Source organism: Janthinobacterium sp. CG3 (assembly GCF_000344615.1).
Lineage (GTDB): Bacteria > Pseudomonadota > Gammaproteobacteria > Burkholderiales > Burkholderiaceae_D > Janthinobacterium.
The window spans coordinates 5049255-5067575 of the sequence record NZ_KB467824.1 but is presented as its reverse complement, the minus strand read 5'-3'; the positions used below and the strand labels follow the sequence as shown (position 1 = coordinate 5067575).

Annotated in this window: 20 protein-coding genes; 8 read left to right on the top strand and 12 right to left on the bottom strand. The window is 64.3% G+C overall.

Translation table 11 applies throughout. The features are described 5' to 3' along the window. Positions 1 to 21 precede the first annotated feature (21 nt). Positions 22 to 1275, top strand: a complete 1254-nt coding sequence (locus JANGC3_RS0122480) for a CaiB/BaiF CoA transferase family protein (protein WP_017878741.1) — start codon at positions 22 to 24, stop codon at positions 1273 to 1275. A 206-nt stretch (positions 1276 to 1481) separates the two neighbouring features. Here JANGC3_RS0122480 and JANGC3_RS0122475 read toward each other — a convergent pair whose 3' ends face one another. Further along, entirely contained in the window at positions 1482 to 1808 is a 327-nt protein-coding gene (locus JANGC3_RS0122475; RefSeq protein WP_017878740.1) for a hypothetical protein, read from the bottom strand. A gap of 245 nt (positions 1809 to 2053) precedes the next feature. Here JANGC3_RS0122475 and JANGC3_RS0122470 point away from each other — a divergent pair, with 245 nt between their 5' ends. Continuing rightward, positions 2054 to 2713, top strand: coding sequence for a hypothetical protein (locus JANGC3_RS0122470; protein ID WP_157406829.1), 660 nt, complete (start codon positions 2054 to 2056; stop codon positions 2711 to 2713). A 13-nt stretch (positions 2714 to 2726) separates the two neighbouring features. Here the strand turns inward: JANGC3_RS0122470 and JANGC3_RS0122465 are convergent, their stop codons facing one another. Beyond that, a complete protein-coding gene (locus JANGC3_RS0122465; RefSeq protein ID WP_017878738.1) occupies positions 2727 to 4010 on the bottom strand; it encodes an MFS transporter in 1284 nt (427 codons plus the stop codon). A gap of 68 nt (positions 4011 to 4078) precedes the next feature. Here JANGC3_RS0122465 and JANGC3_RS0122460 point away from each other — a divergent pair, with 68 nt between their 5' ends. Beyond that, on the top strand, positions 4079 to 4975 hold the full coding sequence (locus JANGC3_RS0122460; RefSeq protein ID WP_017878737.1) for a LysR family transcriptional regulator: 897 nt from the start codon (positions 4079 to 4081) through the stop codon (positions 4973 to 4975). 140 nt (positions 4976 to 5115) lie between these two features. On the opposite strand, the gene JANGC3_RS0122455 is transcribed toward JANGC3_RS0122460, so the two are convergent. From JANGC3_RS0122455 to JANGC3_RS0122440, 4 genes are all read right to left on the bottom strand, one after another. Next, a complete protein-coding gene (locus JANGC3_RS0122455) occupies positions 5116 to 5988 on the bottom strand; it encodes a hypothetical protein (protein WP_017878736.1) in 873 nt (290 codons plus the stop codon). 28 nt (positions 5989 to 6016) lie between these two features. After that, entirely contained in the window at positions 6017 to 6799 is a 783-nt protein-coding gene (locus JANGC3_RS0122450) for a hypothetical protein (protein ID WP_017878735.1), read from the bottom strand. After that, on the bottom strand, positions 6789 to 7301 hold the full coding sequence (locus JANGC3_RS0122445; protein ID WP_026133356.1) for a hypothetical protein: 513 nt from the start codon (positions 7299 to 7301) through the stop codon (positions 6789 to 6791). The genes JANGC3_RS0122450 and JANGC3_RS0122445 overlap by 11 nt, the downstream gene beginning before the upstream one ends. A gap of 67 nt (positions 7302 to 7368) precedes the next feature. Then, entirely contained in the window at positions 7369 to 7659 is a 291-nt protein-coding gene (locus JANGC3_RS0122440) for a DnaJ domain-containing protein (RefSeq protein WP_026133355.1), read from the bottom strand. A gap of 175 nt (positions 7660 to 7834) precedes the next feature. On the opposite strand from JANGC3_RS0122440, the gene JANGC3_RS0122435 reads away from it, so the two are divergent. The 4 genes from JANGC3_RS0122435 (at position 7835) to JANGC3_RS0122420 (ending at position 13707) form a co-directional block, all read left to right on the top strand. Then, positions 7835 to 9607 (top strand): glutamine--tRNA ligase/YqeY domain fusion protein, encoded by a 1773-nt coding sequence (locus tag JANGC3_RS0122435; RefSeq protein ID WP_017878732.1) that lies wholly within the window; start codon positions 7835 to 7837, stop codon positions 9605 to 9607. 233 nt (positions 9608 to 9840) lie between these two features. Next, entirely contained in the window at positions 9841 to 11664 is a 1824-nt protein-coding gene (locus tag JANGC3_RS0122430) for a CHASE domain-containing protein (protein ID WP_017878731.1), read from the top strand. Between the two features lie 131 nt (positions 11665 to 11795). Continuing rightward, positions 11796 to 12572, top strand: coding sequence for a glycine-rich domain-containing protein (locus tag JANGC3_RS0122425; RefSeq protein ID WP_232429755.1), 777 nt, complete (start codon positions 11796 to 11798; stop codon positions 12570 to 12572). A gap of 352 nt (positions 12573 to 12924) precedes the next feature. Next, a complete protein-coding gene (locus tag JANGC3_RS0122420; protein ID WP_017878729.1) occupies positions 12925 to 13707 on the top strand; it encodes a glycine-rich domain-containing protein in 783 nt (260 codons plus the stop codon). Between the two features lie 305 nt (positions 13708 to 14012). On the opposite strand, the gene JANGC3_RS0122415 is transcribed toward JANGC3_RS0122420, so the two are convergent. The 5 genes from JANGC3_RS0122415 to JANGC3_RS0122395 form a co-directional block, all read right to left on the bottom strand. Further along, positions 14013 to 14192, bottom strand: coding sequence for a hypothetical protein (locus tag JANGC3_RS0122415; protein ID WP_157406827.1), 180 nt, complete (start codon positions 14190 to 14192; stop codon positions 14013 to 14015). Between the two features lie 120 nt (positions 14193 to 14312). Then, positions 14313 to 14552, bottom strand: a complete 240-nt coding sequence (locus tag JANGC3_RS0122410; protein ID WP_026133354.1) for a hypothetical protein — start codon at positions 14550 to 14552, stop codon at positions 14313 to 14315. A gap of 245 nt (positions 14553 to 14797) precedes the next feature. Continuing rightward, positions 14798 to 15037, bottom strand: a complete 240-nt coding sequence (locus JANGC3_RS0122405) for a hypothetical protein (protein WP_035787908.1) — start codon at positions 15035 to 15037, stop codon at positions 14798 to 14800. Positions 15038 to 15330: 293 nt separating this feature from the next. Then, on the bottom strand, positions 15331 to 15600 hold the full coding sequence (locus JANGC3_RS0122400) for a hypothetical protein (protein ID WP_017878725.1): 270 nt from the start codon (positions 15598 to 15600) through the stop codon (positions 15331 to 15333). Between the two features lie 18 nt (positions 15601 to 15618). Continuing rightward, a complete protein-coding gene (locus JANGC3_RS0122395; RefSeq protein WP_026133352.1) occupies positions 15619 to 16515 on the bottom strand; it encodes an NAD-dependent epimerase/dehydratase family protein in 897 nt (298 codons plus the stop codon). 12 nt (positions 16516 to 16527) lie between these two features. On the opposite strand from JANGC3_RS0122395, the gene JANGC3_RS0122390 reads away from it, so the two are divergent. Continuing rightward, a complete protein-coding gene (locus tag JANGC3_RS0122390) occupies positions 16528 to 17553 on the top strand; it encodes a CDP-6-deoxy-delta-3,4-glucoseen reductase (RefSeq protein ID WP_017878723.1) in 1026 nt (341 codons plus the stop codon). Between the two features lie 62 nt (positions 17554 to 17615). Here the strand turns inward: JANGC3_RS0122390 and JANGC3_RS0122385 are convergent, their stop codons facing one another. Next, the gene (locus JANGC3_RS0122385) at positions 17616 to 18224 is read right to left on the bottom strand and encodes a lysophospholipid acyltransferase family protein (RefSeq protein ID WP_017878722.1); all 609 of its coding nucleotides are present in this window, start codon (positions 18222 to 18224) and stop codon (positions 17616 to 17618) included. Between the last annotated feature and the right edge of the window lie 97 nt (positions 18225 to 18321).

Below are 18321 nucleotides of genomic sequence, written 5' to 3'. Positions count from 1 at the left end.
TTACCATTGTTAAAGGACAAGATGTCGGATTCGACTGAAAAAACCTCGACCGCGCCAAAAGCGCTGGGCCATTTGCGCGTGCTCGACCTGAGCCGCGTGCTGGCCGGACCCTGGTGCTCGCAAAACCTGGCGGACTTGGGCGCCGACGTCATCAAGATCGAGCGGCCCGGCGCCGGCGACGACACGCGCGCCTGGGGCCCGCCCTATGCCAAGGACGCCGACGGCCGCGACACCAGCGAGGCGGCGTATTACCTGGCGGCGAACCGCGGCAAGCGCTCGGTGACGGTGGACATCGCCAGCGCCGACGGCCAGGCGCTGGTGCGCGAACTGGCGCGCCACTCCGACGTGGTGTTGGAGAACTTCAAGGTCGGCCATCTGAAACGCTACGGCCTCGACTATGAAACGCTGAAAGGGATCAAGCCGGACCTGGTGTATTGCTCGGTCACCGGTTTCGGCCAGGACGGGCCGTACGCGCACCGCCCCGGCTACGACTTCCTGATCCAAGGCATGGGCGGGCTGATGTCGGTCACCGGCGAACGCGACGACCTGCCCGGCGGCGGCCCGCAAAAGGCCGGCGTCGCGCTGACCGATTTGATGACCGGCATGTACGCGACCATCGCGGTGCTGGCCGCGCTGAGCCACCGCGACCGCACTGGCGAGGGCCAGTATATCGACATGGCGCTGCTCGACGTGCAGGTGGCGATGCTGGCGAATATGGGCAGCAATTACCTGAACAGCGGCAAGGCCCCCAAGCGCTGGGGCAACGCCCACCCGAACATCGTGCCCTACCAAACTTTCGCCTGCGCCGACGGCCACATCATCGTCGCCGCCGGCAACGACGGCCAGTACCAGAAGTTCGTCGAGGTCGGCGGGCGCGCGGACTTGGCGGCCGACGTCCGCTTCGCCAGCAATCCGGGCCGGGTCGAGCACCGCGACGCGCTGGTGCCGCTGCTGGCGGAGATGGTCAAGACGCGCACCCGGGCCGAGTGGATAGACCAGCTGGAAGCGGTCGGCGTGCCGTGCGGCCCGATCAACGACATCGCCGACGTGTTCGACAACCCGCAGGTGCGGGCGCGCGGTCTGGCCTTCGAGATGCCGCACCCCAGCGCCGGCACCGTCAAGCTGGTGCGCAGCCCGATGCGCCTGTCGGCCACGCCGCCCTGCACCGAGCTGGCGCCGCCGCTGCTGGGCCAGCACACCGACGAGGTGCTGCGCGAAATGCTCGGCCACAGCGCCGAACGCATCGCCGCGCTGCGCGACAAGGGCGTGCTCTAGTCCGTCGTGCCGCCGCGGAAGCCAATCGTCGCCCGTAAGTCGGGTTAGCCCGCAAGGGCGTAACCCGACTGGCGTACGCGTCAGCCCGGCGTTAACAACATTCAAACCACCGACAAAGGGCTGGGGTCAGACGGGGATGCCGTGTCACCTAGCCACCCACCCCGCTCCTTGAGGCCGTTGGCGGGCGTTTTACGTGCGCGGCGCTTTTAATGCAATTGGTGCTTCAGGTTGGACAGCTCGTCGTGCACCCGCAGCACGGCGTTTTTCATCTGCGGCGTCAGGTTGGCGCCGCTGCCGCACACCTGCTTGGCGCGGTCGCCCAGTTGTTCCAAGTCTTCGACCACTTTGCGGATGCGCATTTCGTCGCGCGATTCGATGGCTTCCTTGGCCAGGTCCGATTGCCGGTCCAGGCGCTCGATGCAATCCCTCAATTCGCTGGGCAGGTCGCGTTCGACGGAGCAAGCCTGGGAAGCCTGTCCGATGGCTTGCTGAATCGTAGTAAAGCGTTGTTGGATTTCGTTCGCTTGTAGCATGATTAGCCTCCAAAAAAAATCCCGGTGCGGAAAGTGCGCCGGTCTTGGTTGGATCGGCGGATGCGGCCAAAGTTGCAATCCCGGCCAGCCCGTCAGCCAGACTTTTTGCGCCGGCGCAAATAATCTATACGTCCAGAAACGAAGGTGCGCCCGCCTTGTAAGAATCTGTTACCGATTGCACAATTGTTAAATTAGTCATATACATTGCGCCATCGCTGACGCGCTTCGCCACTCGACATTCCACGATGACAAACACATTGAACACGCAGCGCATGGGGGCCGTCCTACTGACGGGGGCGGTGCATTTGGCCTTGCTGTACGCGTTTTTGCAAAGCCACCATCCGCTCCCGGCGGAGTCGGCACAGCCCGAGCGGGCGCCGATCCAGTGGTTCATCCTGCCTTTGCCGGCAACGCGCCCGAGCGGCACCAGCGCCGCGCCGCTGCCGCCGGTACCGCGGCGCCTGCCCGCCGCCGCGCGAACGCCGGCGCCACGCCGGGGCGCGCCGCGGGCGCCGACGGAAGCGGCGACTATCACGCCGGACCCGGTTACCGTCGCGCCGCCGGCGGCCGCGGCCGACCCCGCCGCGGCGCCGCTCAGCGTCGACGAGATCATGCGCATAGCCAAACGCGACATCGGCAAAATCGACAAACAATTGCGCAAGGAGCACCCGCAGCGCGGCGAACAGGCGCCGCTGGACACGCCGCAGGCCAGGCTGGAAAAAGGGTTCGCGGCGGCCCACGCGGCGGTACGGCCCAAGTTTTACGAAGCGGCAAGAACGGAGGAATTGACGATGCCGGGGAGCAGCGGCTCGCGCATCTATAAAGTCACTACCGCCGTCCTGAGCTACTGCATTCAAATCAAGCCCGACGGCGAGCGCATCTATCTGCTGACCTGCCCGAACTAGGCCGGCGGCCGGGTCAGGACGCGGCCAGGCGCGGCCCCAGCGGCGCCAGGTGACGCAAGCGCAGCGCGACTAGCAGGGCCAGCCCGAGGCCGACGCTGAGCAGCGTCACCACGCCGGACCAGCCGGCGCCGGCCCACACCAGGCCCGACAGCGAACCCACCAGGCTGGAACCGAGGTAGTAGAAGAACAGGTACAGCGCCGACGCCAGCGCCTGCGGCGCGCGCGCCCGCCGTCCCACCCAGCTGCTGGCGATCGAATGCGCGGCGAAAAAGCCAAAGGTGAACAGCGCCAGGCCGGCCAGGATCGGCGCCAGCGCGTTCGACAACGTCAGCAGCAAGCCGGCCAGCATCGTCGACAGCATGATCCACAACACGCCGCGGCGCCCGAGCCGGTCGGCCAGGCGGCCGGCCCAGACCGAACTGAAGATGCCGATCAGGTACAGGAAGGCGATCGCCCCGACGGTGCTCTGGCCCAGCGCGAACGGCGCCGCCAGCAGCCGGTAGGCGATGTAGTTGTACATGCTGACGAAACAACCCATCAGCAGGAACGCCAGCAGGAACAGCCACGGCAGGCCGGGGTCGGACAGGTGCCGGCGCAGGCCCGCCGGCAGCGCCGCCCAGCCGTCGCGGTTGGCGACGAAATTGCGCGAGCGCGGCAGGCTGCGCCAGAACTCGGCCGCCGCCAGCAAGCCCATCACGCCCATCGCCGCCAGCGCCGCCCGCCACGAGTAAAAGTCGCTGAGCACCGCCACCACCACCCTGCCGGCCATGCCGCCGAAGGCGCTGCCGGCGATGTACAAGCCCATCGACAAGCCCAGCGACGGCGCTTCGATCTCTTCGGCCAGGTAGGCCATGGCGATGGCCGGCATGCCGCCCAGGGCGACGCCGAGCGCGGCGCGCATCAGCAGCAACTGCGGATAACTGCGGGCGAAGGCGCACAGCAAAGTCATCAGTGCCGCCACGGCCAGCGCCGCCACCATCAGCGGCTTGCGCCCGAGCCGGTCGGACATGGCGCTCGTCAGCAACAGCGAGACGGCCAGCGCGGCCGTCGATATCGACAGCGACCAGCTGCTTTGCGCCGGCGTCAGCGCGAACTCGTGCGACAGCAGCGGCATCAGCGGCTGCACGCAGTACAACAGGGCGAAGGTGGAAAAACCGCCGAAAAACAGCGCGCGGTTGCTGCGTTTGAACGCCGGCGTGCCGGCGGCGATGGCCGGCTGCGCGGAGGGCGCGGCAACGAGATGGAGGGCGGGAGCGGGCATGGTGGCGGACTGGGAGGGCGGCGAGAAGTCCATCATAGGATTGCGTATTAATATCGTCCAATATATATTCGAGTCATTAATCATACTTTAAACAGATAACAAAAATGGAACTACGCCACCTGCGCTACTTCGTCGCCGTCGCCGAGGAGTTGCATTTCACGCGCGCCGCCGAACGCCTGCACATCGGCCAGCCGCCGCTGAGCCAACAAATCCAGGCGCTGGAGGCGGAGCTGGGCGCGCAGTTGTTCGAGCGCAGCAAGCGCTGGGTGCGCCTGACCGAGGCCGGCCGCCTGTTCCTCGTCGACGCCAGGCGCATCCTGGCGCTGGCCGACGAGGCCGCCGTGACGGCGCGCCGGGCCCAGCGCGGCGAGGCCGGCGAGCTGCGCATCGGCTTTACCTTCTCGACGCCGTTCACGCCGCTGTTTGCCAGCGTCATCAACGGCTACCGCCAGCGCTTCCCGCTGGTGCGCCTGACGCTGCATGAAATGGCGACGCTGCCGCAGATCGAGGCGATCGGCCAGCGCACGCTGGACCTGGGCTTCGTGCGCCCGCCGGAGGCGGCGATTCCCGACGGCGTGACGCTGAGCGTGTTGCGCCAGGACCCGCTGCTGCTGGTGCTGCCGAGCGGGCATGCGCTGGCCGGCCAGGCCGAGATCGCCATCAAGGATTTGGCCGGGCAGGCGTTCGTGATGTATCCGAAGGACGCCGGCACCGGCATTTATCCGCAAATCTTCCGTTTGTGCCGGGCCGCCGGTTTCGTGCCGCACATCGCCCAGGAGGCCGGCGAGGCGTCCACCATCATCGGCCTGGTGGCGGCCGGCTGCGGCATCTCGGTGCTGCCGGCCTCGTTCGACCGGATCAGGATGGACGGCGTGTGTTACCGGCCGATTGCCGACCCGGCCGCGACCACCAGCCTGCTGCTGGCGCGGCGCCGGGGGCCGAGCACGCCGCTGATCGACGCGTTTGTGGCGTTGGCGGGCGAGGCGGCCGGCGCGGCGTAGTGTAGGGGGGATCGAGGAAGGCCGCTGGAGCGGGAAAAAGCAACGCCAACGTGCCGGGGCCGGCCCCGGGTCAGACCCTCACGGTCTGGCCCGGGATGTGCGCCTCCGGTTTAATCGTACGACGGCGGCGCCCAGGGCGCCTAGTCGTAGTCGGCGTCGAGTTCCGAGCCGGCGTAGTTTTCCAGCTGTTCAAACAGCTTTTTCATGCTGGTGCGCGTCAGGATTTGCTGGATCACGGTGCAGTGCGTGCGATAGGCCTCGATGCGCTCGAGCAGCACCTCGTGGTGCTGCACCGGCACCTTGGCCAGCAGCTCCGTCCAGCCCGCCTCGAAGTCGGGCTTGTTCTTGCGCACCGCCCGCACCAGCCGTTCGAATTGCTTCTGGCCGGTGCGCGCGACGATGCCGCCGCCGCCCTCGATGGCGAAGATGACCGCCAGCGCAATCACGCCCTCCGCGTTGAGGTCGCTGTCGTTGACCGGGCCGCGGCTGTTGTGGCGGCGCAGCCAGTTGGCCAGGCGCACGATCGCCTGCACTTCCTTGCGCTGCTTGAGCTGGAGCGCGTATTTCTCCGGGCCGTTCCAGTTCTTGTTCGGGTCGGCGCCGCACAGGTCGACGAACAGGTCGCGCAGGCGCCGCTGCACATACACCGGGTCGACGTCGTACTCGCCGACCAGCGCGTCCTCGGGCAGTTGCGACAGCTCGCGCACCAGGCGGAAGCCGACCTGGAAGGCGTGCTCGGCGCCGTGCTCGACCAGGAAGTCGAGCGCCGCCTCGTCGCCCTCGTGCATCAGCGCGTGCTCCAGCCCCAGCGAGACGCCGCCCACCGTCAGGTACAGCGCCTTCTGGATGCCCTCGGCGGTGCGCTCGTTGGTGAACTTCTCGGCCACCATGGCGGTGATGCCGGTGAGTTCGTCGGCCAGGTTGGCGGCGGCGTCGATGCGCGCATCGGTCGCCAGCAATTTAATGGCGCGCACCAGGCGCGGCAGGTTTTCTACTACGATTGCAGGCAGCATTATGTAGGTTCCACTGACGATTGCGGCATCAAGAAAAGATGCCGGTGCCCAGGCTGCGGCGCGCGCCAGGCTTGGCCACGCTGCTGCGCGTGCTCGGCACTTGCTTGCGCAAGCGGTACAGCAACTCCTTGGTGCTGCGCTGCAGGAAGGCCGGCTCCTCCTCGTCCGGGTCGTCGGAAAATTCGGCGTCGACCAGGTCGCCGCTGTGGCGGAAGTCGGGGAACAGCTCGAACAGCGCGCGGTCCCAGCCGTCCTCGTTGGCCTGCGCCAGTTCGATCGCCAGCGGCACGACGTCGTTGTCGGACGAGGTCTGGCCGGTGATGTACGGGCCCTTGACCAGGATCTCGCCGGCCACTTCCAGGATTTCCTTCGGCGCCATCGAGAACAGGATGGCGAACGCGGTCGAGCCCCAGTCGGTGGCCGAGGCTTCGAACAGCAGCGCGCGGCGGCGCTCGGCGTCCTCGGACGAGAAGACGATGCCGTGGATGTGCGCGAACAGCGCCTCGGCGATGCGCTCCGGGTCGTCCTCGATCTGGTCGTCGCTCCAGGTGGCGGCGATGAAGGCCAGGCTGTCGGCCCAGGCCTTGGGCGGCACCAGCAGCGTCGCCAGCGACATCTTGCCGCCGTCGAAGCCGGCCAGGTGCAGCGCCGTCACCTGCGGCGGGATGCTGCCGAGCACCTCGGCCACGACCAGGTCACCGTACTGCTCGGCGGCGTCGGAAAAGGCTTGCTCGGCGTGGCCCAGCGAGCCGGCCAGCACCAGCTCGGTGACTTGCTTGCTCAGCGCCGGCAGGTTGCTGTTAGCGGCCATTGTCGTCTCCGTCCTGGTCGAACATCTGCGCGAACTCGTCGGTGACGTCGTCGTCGTCGTGCCGGTCGTCGCCGTCGTCGTTGACGCCGAGTTGCTCAAGCGACTGGTCCTCGTCGTCCCACAGGCGCGGGTTCTTGTACAGGAAGGCGGTGATAATGGCCTGGCGCGCCAGCTCCGGGAAGCTGTCGGCGATGGCCGCGTACATCTTGGCCGCCTCGGCGCCGGCGCAGGACGCCATCGCGAACACCGGGCCGGGCTCGCCCATGTCGTAGTCCTCGCTGGCGGCCAGCAAGCCCTTCGGGTTGTTGAAGACGATATGGTCGACCAGCGCAAAGCTGAGCATGTTCAAATCTTCGATGCCGCCGCCGCTGGCGTATTCGCCGACCAGCGCGCTGACCACGCTCTGGTAGTTCTTGCGGTTCGGCGGATCGCCCAGAATGCCTTCGATTTGGCCGCCCAACTCGCGCGACTGATAGGCAAATTCGGGGTGTACTCTTATCATTTTCTTCTTTCCAATGTATTCCACGGCGCCGTATGCGGCGCCGCTCTAGATGATGCGTAAACCCGGCTCAGGCCGGCAGGACGGTGCCGTGCAGACTGAACACGGAACGCCACAGCGCGTAGGCCTCGGCCTCCGGATCGATGATGATGCGGTGGTTGACGCTCTGGTCGTATTCAGCGCGCTTGACCGGGTCGGCCAGGATTTCATAGGCCTTGGTGATGCTCTTGAAACGCGCCTCCGCGCCCGGCGCCTGGTTGCGGTCGGGGTGGAAGCGCATCGCCAGCGAGCGGTAGACCTTCTTGACCTCCTCGTCGCTGGCATTCGGGGCGACGCCGAGGACGTTGTATACATTTTCCACCATATGAAGACTCCGGGACGCGTGCCGCAAACAATTAAAGACGAATTATCCTATAGAAAAGGGCCGGCGTCCGGCCCGCGCGTGAAATGCGCGCCGCAACATCGGCGGCAAACGCCGGCGCGTACGGTAAAATGCCGGCAACCCGACACTTTCACTGCATTGAACTGAAAAGCACATGAGCAACGACAAAAACAACAGCGCGCCGGCGGCCCCGGCGCTGACGTCCAACTTCCTGCGCGCCATCGTCGAAGCCGATCTGGCCGCCGGCACCCACGCGCGCCCGGGCCTGCCGCCCGTCATCACGCGCTTCCCGCCGGAGCCGAACGGCTACCTGCACGTCGGCCACGCCAAATCGATCTGCCTGAACTTCGGCCTGGCGCGCGACTACGCCGGGCGCTGCAACCTGCGCTTCGACGACACCAACCCGGCCAGGGAAGAGCAGGAATACGTCGACACCATCATCGACAGCGTCAAATGGCTCGGCTTCAACTGGGAATCCGCGGGACCGAACGGCGTCGAAAACCACCTGCACTACGCCAGCGACTACTTCGAGCAGTTGTACCTGATGGCCGAATACCTGATCCAGGCCGGCCTCGCCTACGTCGACAGCCAGAGCGCCGACGACATGGCGGCCAGCCGCGGCAACTTCAACACGCCGGGCAGCAATTCGCCGTTCCGCGACCGCCCCGCCGACGAGTCGCTGGCGCTGTTCCGGGCGATGCGCGCCGGCCAGTTCAAGGACGGCGAGCACATCCTGCGCGCCAAGGTCAGCGAGGACGCGATGGCGTCGCCGAACATGAACCTGCGCGACCCGGCCATCTACCGCATCCGCCACGCCCACCACCACCGCACCGGCGACGCCTGGTGCATCTACCCGATGTACGACTTCACGCACCCGATCTCGGATGCGCTGGAGAACATCACCCATTCGGTTTGCACGCTGGAGTTCCAGGACCACCGGCCGTTCTACGACTGGCTGCTGGCGACCCTGTCGGCCGGCAACTTCTTCCGGCTGCCGGCGCCGCGCCAGTACGAATTCTCGCGCCTGAACCTGACCTACGTCATCACCAGCAAGCGCAAGCTGCGCCAGCTGGTCGACGAGGGCATCGTCGACGGCTGGGACGATCCGCGCATGCCGACCATCGTCGGCCTGCGCCGGCGCGGCTTCACGCCGGAGGCGATCCAGCTGTTCTGCGAACGCATCGGCGTGACCAAGTCGGACGGCTGGATCGACATGAGCACCTTCGAGGGCTGCCTGCGCGAAGACCTGGACCCGAAGGCGCCGCGCGCGGCCGCCGTGCTGCGCCCGCTCAAGCTGGTGATCGACAACTTCGCCGAGGACGGCAGCGTCGAGTGCAACTCGCCGGTGCACCCGCACTTCCCCGAGCGCGGCCTGCGCACCTTCCCGCTGACGCGCCGGCTGTGGATCGAGCAGGACGACTTCATGGAGGTGCCGAGCAAGGGCTACTTCCGCCTGTATCCGCCGATCGGCGACAAGCCGGGCAGCCGGGTGCGCCTGCGCTACGGCTACGTGGTCGAATGCACCGGTTTTGACAAGGACGCCGACGGCAAGGTCGTCGCCGTGCATTGCCATTATTTCGAAGACAGCAAGTCGGGCAGCGACGGCAGCGCCACCTACAAGGTCAAGGGCAACATCCACTGGGTGAGCGAAGCGACCGCGGTGGAGGCCGAGGTACGCCTGTACGACCGCCTGTTTACCGACCCGCAGCCGGACGCCGGCGGCAAGGACTTCACACTGGCGCTGAACCCGAACGCCAAGGAAGTGGTGCGCGCCTACCTGGAGCCGGGCATGGCGGCGGCGCTGCCGGACCAGCGCTTCCAATTCGAACGGCACGGCTATTTCGTCGCCGACCGCGTCGACTCGCTGCCGGGCAAGCCGGTATTCAACCGCACCGTGACCCTGAAGGACAGCTGGGTCGCCAAGTAGGCGGGAACCGGCCGGGCCAGCGAACAACCCGCCGCGGCGGGTTTTTTTTGCGCCCGCCGCCCAGGCGGGGGCCGTTCAACCAACAGAAGTTTATTGACGCGGGAGGGCTTGATTTGTATATTAGTAACTTGTTGACCAAGTTTCAACAATGCAAAGTTTTCCGGCCAGAGGGTGCGGCAAGGCGCGGCGGACCCTGGACCCACGACCTCCTGATGCGGTTAACGATGCTTTCCATGTTAGGCAAGAAAAACCTGTTTGTCCCGAAAAAACCGTTCTGGTGGGTTGGCGTGCTGCTGTCGGCCGGCGTCGGCCTGCTGTTCTACCTGGCGACGTCGCGCTCGATCGAGGCCGATTCGAACCAACGTTTCAAGCACCTGGCCCACACCGCCCAGCACAGTATCGGCGCGCGCATTAAATCGTACGCGGACTTGCTGCGCGGCACCGCCAGCCTGTTCCAGGTGTCGGAGTCGATCACCCGCGCCCAGTTCCGCCACTATGTGGCCGGCCTGTCGCTGGCGGAGCATTTCCCGGCCATCGAAACGGTCAATTTCGCCAGGTTCATCACCGACGAGGCGCGCGCCGCCTTCGAGCTTAAGGTACGCGGGGAAGAGTCGGCCGGCGACGGCTATCCGCCCTTCGCGCTCACCCCGCCCGGGCGGCGCGCCAGTTATTCGGTGCTCACCTATATGGAACCGATCGCCAACGCGCCCGACAAGTTCGGCGTCGACATCGCCGCCGAACCCTTCCGCAACAAGGTGCTGGACGACTCCCGCGACAAAGGCACGGTCACCAATTCCGGACAAACGATCCAGATGCCGAGCAAGCCCGGCATGACGGCGCTGGCCATGCGCCTGCCGATCTACCGCGCCGGTATGTCCGTGAGCAACGTGGCGGAACGGCGCGCCGCCTATATAGGCTCGATCGGCGTCGGTTTCAACCTGCAGTCGCTGGTGCGCGGCGTGCTCGACGAAATGCCGGCGCGCAATGTGCGCGTCGAGCTGTACGATGGCGGCACCATCAGCCAACCGCGCCGGAGCGGCGACGGCGCCCTGGCCTTCGACAGCCAGGCGGCGCCGTGGCACGAGACCGCGGCACACCAAGTGTTTTCCACCATCGTTCCGATTAACTACAACGGGCGTTTGTGGCAAGCCCGCTTCAGCGTCAGCAAGGCCGAGCTGTACACCGGCTTCGACGTGTACTTCCCGTGGCTGGCGATGTTGGCCGGCTTCGTCGGCACCATGTTGATCTATGCGCTGTTCCACACCTTGACCACGTCGCGCATGCGCGCCATCCAGATGGCCAAGGCGATGACCCAGGAATTGCGCGACAGCCAGGCCAAGCTGCAGGTGTCGCACCAGAAGCTGCGCCGGTTGGCCGCGCACGCCGACCACATCAAGGAAGAGGAACGCAAGCGCATTGCCCGCGAGATCCACGACGACCTCGGCCAGAACCTGCTGGTGCTGCGCATCGACGCCGACATGCTGGCCTCGCGCACCGAACGGCGCCACCCGCGTCTGCACGCGCGCGCCCGCTCCACGCTGGGCCAGATCGACGCCACCATCAAGAGCGTGCGCCACATCATCAACGATTTGCGCCCGACCGTGCTCGACCTGGGCTTGAACGCGGCCGTCGAATGGCAGATCGCCGAGTTCCGCCGCCGCACCGGCATCTACTGCGAACTGAGCGAGAACCAGACCGACATCTGCCTCAGCGACCATTGCGCGACGGCCTTTTTCCGCATCCTGCAAGAGTCGCTCAGCAACATCTCCCAACACGCCAAGGCCAGCCTGGTCCAGGTGGAACTGAAAAAGGAGGGCGACATCCTGTCGATGACGGTGAAGGACAACGGCGTGGGCGTGCTCAACGAGGGGCGCAACAAGGCCGGCTCCTTTGGCCTGGTGGGCATCGAAGAGCGCATAAAGATACTAGGCGGAAAGTTTTCCATCAAGAGCGGCCAAGGCGCCGGCATGACGGTGCTGGTGTCGGTGCCGATCAAGGACGACCCCGTCTACCCGTATCTGCACGAGCAGAGCGAACTGGACTCCCATAGCGCCTGAGCCGACGGCGCCCCGGTTCAGCCATTCTCCTGCCGCGGCGTCGGACTTCGCCCGTCCGGCGTAGGAATTTCCTGAGTGAACATTGATATATATCAATAATGGCCTGCGCTTGAGGGGCAAAATGACTATCAATGCTTTTCATCAATATCCGATTCAAAGCAGACCTTTTTCAGGCTCTTGATTTGCGCGGCAGACGCACCCCGATCGCACACACCATTTTCCAAAGGACACTCACCATGCATGCAAACGACAATTTCAAGACAATTACAGAATTGGATCTGGACCCCATCAAAGTAAAGTTGATGCATCGGGAATCGGGGGAGGGTTGGAGCCTGGAGAAGGCCAACGCGGTCGAATTTGAATATCGCCGCTTCCTGATTTTGATGAAACAATATCCGACGGAGCAAGCCGCGCCATTGTTCGACGTCGACACATTTTGGCATTACCATATTCTCGACACGATGAAATACTCGGCCGATTGCGACGCGATCTTCGGCCATTTCATGCACCACTTCCCTTATATCGGCTTGCGCGGCGAGGCCGACGAAAAAGCGCACCAACGCCAAGGCGAGCGCATGCGCGAATTGTACGAAGGAACCTTCGGCGAGGACTATCTCCGCGCCGGCGCGCCGACTCAGGCGGCCTGGTCTGCACGCGCGCCCCTCGACGGCGCCGCCGCCGCGCCGCAAACGGCCTGGTCGGCCCGCGCCACCCTCGACGGCGCCGCCGCCGCGCCGCAAACGGCCTGGTCGGCCCGCGCCACGCTCGACGGCGGTGCCGCGGCGCCGCAAACGGCCTGGTCGGCCCGTGTGGCGATCGACGGGGCAGTCCAGTCGGCCCCAACGGAAGACCTGAGCGGACGCGCGCGCTTCTACTCGGAGCGCCCTAGCCTGCCAATTTCAGGCTAATAAACAACACTTCGGAGCCGCACAGGCTCCGAAGTCGCTACGCCCGCCACTGAGCCTTCAACGCGCGGCTCTCCCAGCCCGTCACCGCCCTCGCCCGCCACTGAAAATATTACCCCATCGCAATTAGTGTTGAAATTTTGATTGATTTCGCAACGACAATGCATATACTAAAAGAGTTGTCACGCAACAACTTGCAAAAAATTTTATTTAACACAACATTTTATCCAAGTCAATTTAGCGGTATGCAGATATCGGGCATGTCGCATACAGCGCTAGATCACCGATAGCGGCAAACAGCTTCACGTTTTCATCTTTATTCCCTAACGGCCCATTATCCAAAGGATTATCACTCATGAACTCGAACGACAACTTCCAAGCCATCGCCAATCTGGATCTGGATCCGATCAAAGTAAAACTGATGCATCAGGAGTCCGGCGAGGGCTGGTCGCTAGAAAAGGTCAACGCGGTCGAGTTTGAGTACCGCCGCTTTCTGCACCTGATGAAAATTTTCCCGTCCGAGGCCACCGCGCCGCTGTTCGACGTCGACACGTTCTGGCATTACCATATTTTGGACACGATGAAATACGCGGTCGATTGCGAGGAAGTCTTTGGTTATTTCCTGCACCACTTCCCGTATGTGGGATTGCGCGGCGAAGCCGATCTGGAAGCGCATCAACGCGTCGGCGAGCGGATGAAGGAACTGTACGAGCAGACGTTTGGCGAAGACTATATTCGCTCGGCAGCGGCGATGGAAGCGGCCGGCGCGCCGGAAACCGCTTTCTCCAGCGCCGCAACTACAACCGCGTTCTCCAGCCGCGCCCCGGCAGTCGCCTTTTCCAGCCGTGCGCCGGCAGTCGCATTCTCCAGCGCCGCCGTCGCCTCGGCGAAAACGGCATTTTCCAGCGCCGCCGTGAAAACGGCATTCTCCAGCAGAGCGCCAGCCACCGCATTCTCCAGCGCAGCGGTGCAAACGACGGCGTTTTCCAGCGCGGCGGTAAGCACCGCGTTTTCCAGCGCCTCCGTGAAAACGGCGTTCTCCAGCCGGGCGCCGGCCACGGCCTTTTCCAGCGCGGCGGTCACCGCCGAGCAAACCCGGTTTTACACGGAACGTCCGGTATTGAGCAAGCAACGCTAGCAAAGCGGGGGCAATGGCGCCATCATCGGGCAGCGGCGGATAAACGTCGCGCGCCCGGAACGCGCCCGCCTGCGCCTTGCGCCGCCGGCCGGCGGATACGCTGGGCGTACTCGGGCGCTACACAAGCGTCAACGTAGAGTTGAATTCACACGCGAAATGAATATACTAAGAAGGTTGACTTGTCTCAACCCGAGCAGAGCGATTTCGCTGCACTATGACGTCTAGGAAGACGCCTGGAATTGCGGCGTCCGAAAGCGGCCTCGACTTTAAAAGGCAGCAGCACGCTTCGCCGTCGCAGTCAACCGTCACCACACCGAGGGCATCATGACAGTCAGCGTTATTTCAAGCGGCAGCACCGTACCGATCGCACCGGTTAAAGCGCCAGAAACGACGCAGCAAGTGAAACCGCCACCGCCACCGGAGCCGGCCGCGCCGAAGGCGTCGGTCAACACCAGCGGCGAGCGCATTGGCAGCACCATCAGCACGACGGCTTGAACGGCCGGGCCGAGCGAGTCAGGCGTTCGACGCAGCCGCTGCAGTGGCGCGCTGGTCCGCCTGCCCCGCAAGGATGATTGCCGCGATGGCAAGCACCCAAGAATAGCTGTTTACGCAGCCATCAATTCGCGCAGTTCACGAATGCTGAAATCGCTGATTTCGTGCATGCGGATCAAGATGGTCGCGCCAATCGGCAAGGTGTTGTGGCGGATTTTACTGATGACCGGTGGCGCCACTTCGAGTGCGCGCGACAGGGCCGCGTCGTTTTTCAACTGCAACTTTTCAATGATCGCATCCAAAACGCGATTTGGATTGTAGGTAGGCAGTGCTGTGATTTGTTTGATAGTCATGATTGAACCCGAACTTTGTTGTATTTTTGCAAAAATTTGGCGCCAGAACACCTAACCTTGCTAGAACTCATGGAAACGCGCCAAAAACCACCTGTCATTTGTACGGCTTTTAACAAGTACGCCACATAATACACGTAATTGTTAGTTTTTGCTTAACTTGCGACATTTTTGTGATTATTGAAGAGATTTGATACGCATCAGATGTGTTAGAGGATACCGCAAAAACACTAAGTGTGCCTAAACTATCAGTGTTTGGTGTGGGCGCCGCCGATGCGGAACAGCCACTCCACGGCCAACAAAGCGGCGAGTTGGGCAATTTCGGCGGGAAAAAACAGACTTTGCGTGCCGCTGGCATGCAGCGGCGCCTTGATCCAGCCGAGCTGGCGGCGGATTTCATCGGCTGTGGGCGGCGGGCGGCGGGCGGCCTCGCGTTGCTGCATGTAGGCCCGGACTTGCTCTTTGGTAGGATGAGTGATGTGATGCATCGCACGCTCCAAAAGGATGCCGCGCCACAAGACGGAGCGGCCAAACTGCCATCAACGAACTGCCATCGACTATCGCTAACTGCTGACGAGTTAACTGCTCACGAGATGATGCACGATATCGTGTCGCGAACCCAGTATGCTTGATTTGCATCAAAAATGGCGCGTCGCATCAAACGAACACCACACGCCGCTTCGGCCACGGCGGCGCCCGGCCACGGGCCGGTTTTCAGCCCTTTCCTCCTGTGCCCCCGGCGGCGGTGCGCAGGGTCGGGCGCCTTGCCCGTTTCACCGGTTCAGCTCGGTTTGATTTTTTTGTCGCGCACCCTCAATTGCTGTTGTTTTTGCGTCAACTGCTTGTTTTGCTTGGCCTCGAACAAGCTTACCGCATCTTTCTTCGCCTGCTCGCGCGTGCGCATGTCTTCGCGGTTGTCATGCGCGACGAAAAAATCGGCCGCTTGCGCGTCGACCACCAATTTAATGGCAGCCTCATCCTCGACTTCGTACAGCTCGGTGATGATGGTGGTTACTTCATCCAAAAATTCTTCGTAAGTCAGGTTTGTCATGGTTTTTCCTGTTGCTGCTTAATAATTCGCTATTTTACTCTGCGGCAAGGCATCCGCCACCCGCGCATAGCGCAAACGCACGCCTAGCTCCTCTTTGATGCGCCGGTTCGACATGCGGCGCGACTCCGACATGAACGACAACAGCATCGGCGAGACCACCTCGCGCAGCGCGGCGCGCGGCAGGCGTGGCGGCCGCGGCAGCGCGTACGCGTCGGCCACCGCGTCGAAGTAATCGGCCATTTTCATGTCGCTGTCGTCGACCGCGTGGTAGACCCGGCCCGGCAGGCCGCGGCGCAGCGCGCAGGCGATGATGCGCGCCAGGTCGTCGGCGTGGATGTGGTTCGTATACACATCGTCGGCCGCGTCCAGCGCCGGCGTGCCCAACCGCAGGCGCTGGAGCGGCAGCCGCTCGGCCGCGTAAATGCCCGGCACCCGCAAAATCGACAGCACCGCGTGGCTGCCCCTGGCCCAGGCGCGCAAGACCCGCTCGGCGTCGAGGCGGCGCTTGGCGCGCGCATTGTTCGGCGCCACCGTCCGGGTCTCGTTGATGACGGCGCCGCCGCAATCGCCGTACACCCCGCTGGTACTGACGTAAACGAGTCGCGCGCGCTCAGGTAAAATGGCGCATACGTTGCGCGTGCGGCGGTCCAGCAAACCGTCCGATTGCGGCGGCGCCAGATGCACGATGGTCGACGCCAGGCCGGACAGGCGCGCCAGGCTGGCGCGGTCGTCCAGATCGGCGACGATCGGCACGGCGCCGGCGGCGCGCAGTTCGGCGCACCGCTCGGGCCGGCTGGTCACGGCGAAGATGCGAAAGCGCGCGCGCAGCAACGGCAGCAGGCGCAAGCCAACGTCGCCGCAGCCCAGAATAAGCAGGCGCGGTCGATGAATGCTGTGAATTATTGTATTTTTCATTTCAAGGATTGTATGACTTTTCAAATTACTGTCCAGCCCAGCGGCCACCAATTTAGCTGCGAAGCGGACGAAACAGTGCTGGCGGCGGCGATCCGCGCCGGCGTTGGCTTGCCTTACGGCTGCAAAAACGGCGCCTGCGGCTCGTGCAAAGGCAAGGTCGTGTCGGGCCAGGTGCAGCACAAGGCGCACCAGCAGCGCGCGCTGACGCCGGAAGAGGAGGCCGCCGGCGTCTCGCTGTTCTGCTGCGCCACCACCAGCGCCGACCTGGTCATCGAAGCGCGCGAAGTGGCCGGCAGCCACGACTTCCCAATCAAAAAAATGCCCTCGCGCGTGACCAGCATCGACAAGGTGGCGCCCGACGTGGTCGTGCTGACGCTGCAACTGCCGGCCACCGAGCGCCTGCAATACCGCGCCGGCCAGTATATCGAATTTATGCTGCGCGATGGCAAGCGGCGCAGTTATAGCATGGCCAACGCGCCCGACCTGGACGGCCCGATCACCCTGCACATCCGCCACATGGCCGGAGGCCTGTTCACCGAGCAGGTGTTCGGTACGATGAAGGAGCGCGACATCCTGCGCTTCGAGGGTCCGCTGGGTACCTTCTTCCTGCGCGAGGATAGCGAGAAGCCGATCGTGTTGCTGGCCTCGGGCACCGGTTTCGCGCCGATCAAAGCCATCGTCGAGCACATGATCCACCTGAAGTCGCCACGGCCGATGGTGCTGTACTGGGGCGGACGCCGCCCGCAAGACTTGTATATGGATGCGCTGTGCCGCCAGTGGCAGGCCGCACTGCCGAACTTCCGCTACGTGCCGGTGGTGTCCCAGGCCCAGCCAGACGACCAGTGGCAGGGCCGCGGCGGCTTCGTCCACCGCGCCGTCATCGACGACCTGCCGGACCTGTCGGGCTACCAGGTGTACGCCTGCGGCGCGCCGATCGTCGTCGATTCGGCCAAGCGCGACTTCGTGCAACTATGCAAGCTGCCGGAGGAGGAGTTTTACGCCGACGCGTTTACCACCGAGGCGGACCTGGCTAAGTAAGCCCGGCCGCGCGCGTGTAACCATGTCAGCGCCGAAGCCGCCTACGCTGACGGCATTGCCTGTCAGTCCCGGCCTTTGGTGCGGATCCGCGCGGCGTCGAACTGGTCCTGGTTCTTGCCCGTGACGCCGCTGTAGAACTGCTGGATCTGCGCCATGTCGCGTTCGATGTCGCCGCTGGTGCGAAACATCTGGCCGATGCCGCCGGCCTTGCGCTTGAAGTCGAGATAGGCCAGCGCCACCGGCACGCCGGCGCCGTGGGCGATGTGGTAGAACCCGGTCTTCCAGTGGCTGACGCGCCCGCGCGTGCCCTCCGGCGCGACGATCACCGCCAGCCGCGCTTGCCGCGCGAACGCCTCGATTGTGCTTTGCACCATGTTCGTGTTGGCGCTGCGGTCGACCGCGATGCCGCCCAGCCAACGCGCCAGCGGTCCCAGCGGCCAGCGGAACAGGCTGTCCTTGCCGACCCAGTACACCCGCAGCCGCAAGGCAAAGCACAGCATCAGCGTGTACGGGAAATCCCAGTTGCTGGTATGCGGCGCGGCGATCAGCACGTACTTCGGCGCGTCGGGCCGGATGCCTTCGGTTTTCCAGCCGAGCAGGCGCAGCGTGGCCACCGATATCCAGCGCATCAGGGTGTTGATAATGGGGGTGTCGAAAATTGTCTTGTGCATGGAGAACGACGGCGAAAAGCCGGTCTGGCGGGTGATGGCAGCGCGCGGTGCCGGGAACGCTGTTTTTGGCCGGGCCTCAAGCGGCGATGGGGAACAT